This is a genomic window from Shewanella sp. 11B5, from assembly GCF_002836795.1.
Classification (GTDB): domain Bacteria; phylum Pseudomonadota; class Gammaproteobacteria; order Enterobacterales; family Shewanellaceae; genus Shewanella; species Shewanella frigidimarina.
In genome coordinates this window covers 1-2,640 of sequence record NZ_PJAP01001023.1, presented here as the reverse complement: position 1 = coordinate 2,640, position 2,640 = coordinate 1, and the positions used below count along the sequence as shown (strand labels likewise).

Here is a 2,640-nt window from a genome sequence, read left to right as displayed (position 1 = left end):
TCATAGCCATTTCAATGCTAACGACACTTCCATTCACTGTATTTGCAGCTCAACATCAACACGACCACATTAGTGTCGACTATTCAGGCAAGCCTGCTACATCCGTTACGGCGGCGCATAATGCCGAAGTTGCAAAAGGCCTTAACTTTAACGATAAAACAGCCTTTGACCGCTTTAGTCGAAACCAAATTGCTGAGTTCGACCAAGTAACCGCTGACATTTTACGAGCAGAATTTAGCTTTATCAGTGAACAATTTCCTGACTCGGTTAATCCATCACTTTATCGTCAAGCACAACTTAATATGGTACCCAACGGTTTATATAAAGTGACTGATGGTATCTACCAAATTCGTGGCACTGACTTATCTAATATGACCTTGATTCGAGGTGAAACAGGCTGGATTGTTTATGATGTACTGTTAACAAAAGAAGCCGCAGAGCAATCACTAAAATTTGCTTTTGAACACTTACCAGAAGGCAACAACTTACCCATTGTAGCAATGATTTATTCCCACAGTCATGCAGATCACTTTGGTGGAGCGCGCGGGGTTCAAAACTTATATCCTGACGTGAAAGTGTACGGTTCAAATAATATTACCGCTGAAATAGTAGACGAAAATGTGCTTGCAGGTAATGCCATGAGTCGCCGAGCCAGTTACCAATATGGCGTAACACTGGGTAAAAATAATCACGGTATTATTGATGCAGCATTGGCAAAAGGATTATCAAAAGGCGAAATCACTTACGTAAAACCAGATTATGAAATTAATCAACAAGGACCATGGGAAACTCTGGTCATTGATGGCCTAGAAATGGTCTTTATGGACGTGTCTGGTACAGAAGCAGCAAGTGAAATGGTGACCTATATTCCGTCAAAAAAAGCGTTATCGTCGGCAGAGCTTACCTACGATGGTATGCACAATATCTACACCCTACGAGGTGCCAAAGTACGCGATGCACTTAAGTGGTCTAAAAATATTAACCAAATGATCAGCTCGTTCGGCCAAGATGTTGAAGTGCTTTTTGCATCGCATTCAGCACCGGTATGGGGCAACGAACAAGTAAACTCTTACCTTAAAATGCAACGCGATAACTATGGTTTGGTCCATAACCAATCATTACGATTAGCTAACCAAGGCGTAGTATTACAAGATATTGGCGATGCGATCATGAATACTATTCCGCAAGAGGTTAAGCAAACCTGGTACACCAATGGCTATCACGGTACTTACAGCCATAATGCCAAAGCAGTTTATAATATGTATCTGGGTTATTTCGATATGAACCCTGCCAATCTGAATCCCTTACCCACAAAAAAAGAGTCGCTTAAGTTTGTTGAATACATGGGCGGCGCCAACAAAGTGGTTGAAAAAGCACAAGCGGACTTTAACCAAGGTGATTACCGATTTGTTGCCACTGTATTAAACAAAGTCGTGATGGCGGAGCCTAGTCATCAACAGGCACGTGATTTACTCGCCGATGCCTATGAGCAGTTGGGTTATCAAGCTGAAGGCGCAGGTTGGAGAAACATCTATTTAACTGGCGCACAAGAGTTACGCGTGGGTATTCAACCAGGCGCACCTAAGTCGGCATCGGCTGATGTGTTGGGTGAAATGGATGTGGCTACATTATTTGATTTTCTTGCCGTAAAAGTCGATAGCATAGCCGCAGCTAAACTTGGAAACGTCAGTTTAAATGTGGTCACTAAAACTAAACAAGGTGACGTTGAAACAACCATATTCGTAGAGCTTAGCCATGGAAACTTGAACAATATTGTTGTTGACAGCCCACAACCTGCCGACGCCACATTAACGATTGCCAAAACGGATATGGTCAACATGTTATTAGGTAAAACATCATTAAAACAATTGCTACAACAAGGTAAAGCTAACATGACCGGCGACAAACAAGCTTTTGGCAAAATCGCCTCAACCTTAGTGCAGTTCAATGACCAATTTGAAATTGTGCCATTAAACTAATCGAGTGACGGTATATTTACGTGAATGATGGGCTGATTGGCTCGATGCTAGCGGTTTTGGGATTGGCCGTGTCATGTTGGTTGTATTGATGTTACCTATGTTGACAAGGTTTAAAGACTGGCACTCACTTGAGTCTTAGCCAAAGCTCTGCTTTGGTTAAGACTCCTTGTATACATTCAGCAAATCACCAAGGCTTAATTGAGTACACGATAACGTGTTGTAAATGGAGTATGACTCAGTTGCCAAGGTAGAAGCTGCTGAGCTAGCCAACCCCAAAGTCACTGCAAAACGGTATTCTTCATCGAGTCGTCCCATCACCGTTTGCCAACTAAAATCGCTTGCGGCAGGCTCTTTACTATCAGTGAACTTCAGCTTTACTAGCTTATGTAACTCGATTGGCTTACTGCCATTATCAATCAACTGTAGCGGGATATGACACTGTTGTGAACGACTAAAATCAACACTAAATGACTTGAGTGATAACGCTAATCCAAGTCCACGCGCCTTAATGTAGGATTCTTTTACAGACCACAGATCAAAAAAACGTTGTCGTTGTAATTCCTCGGGCAATTGCAACAAGGTGTTGGTTTCTGCGTCGGTAAAATAGTGATTCAAAATGGGCACTATATCAGTACTGCTGCGCTCGCGTTCAATGTCGACA

At 42.4% G+C, this 2,640-nt stretch carries 2 protein-coding genes; one reads left to right on the top strand and one right to left on the bottom strand.

Features of this window, described 5'->3' with window-relative positions; genetic code table 11:
• Positions 1 to 14 precede the first annotated feature (14 nt).
• On the top strand, positions 15 to 1,979 hold the full coding sequence (locus CXF78_RS19790) for an alkyl/aryl-sulfatase (protein ID WP_102037724.1): 1,965 nt from the start codon (positions 15 to 17) through the stop codon (positions 1,977 to 1,979).
• Between the two features lie 156 nt (positions 1,980 to 2,135).
• Here CXF78_RS19790 and CXF78_RS22025 read toward each other — a convergent pair.
• The coding region (locus CXF78_RS22025; protein ID WP_145991582.1) for a 4'-phosphopantetheinyl transferase family protein at positions 2,136 to 2,640 on the bottom strand (505 nt) is incomplete at its 5' end.

Excerpts from the sequence above, each read along its gene's own strand:
- CXF78_RS19790 (WP_102037724.1), top strand. The coding sequence starts at position 15 with ATGCTAACGACACTTCCATTCACTGTATTTGCAGCTCAACATCAACAC.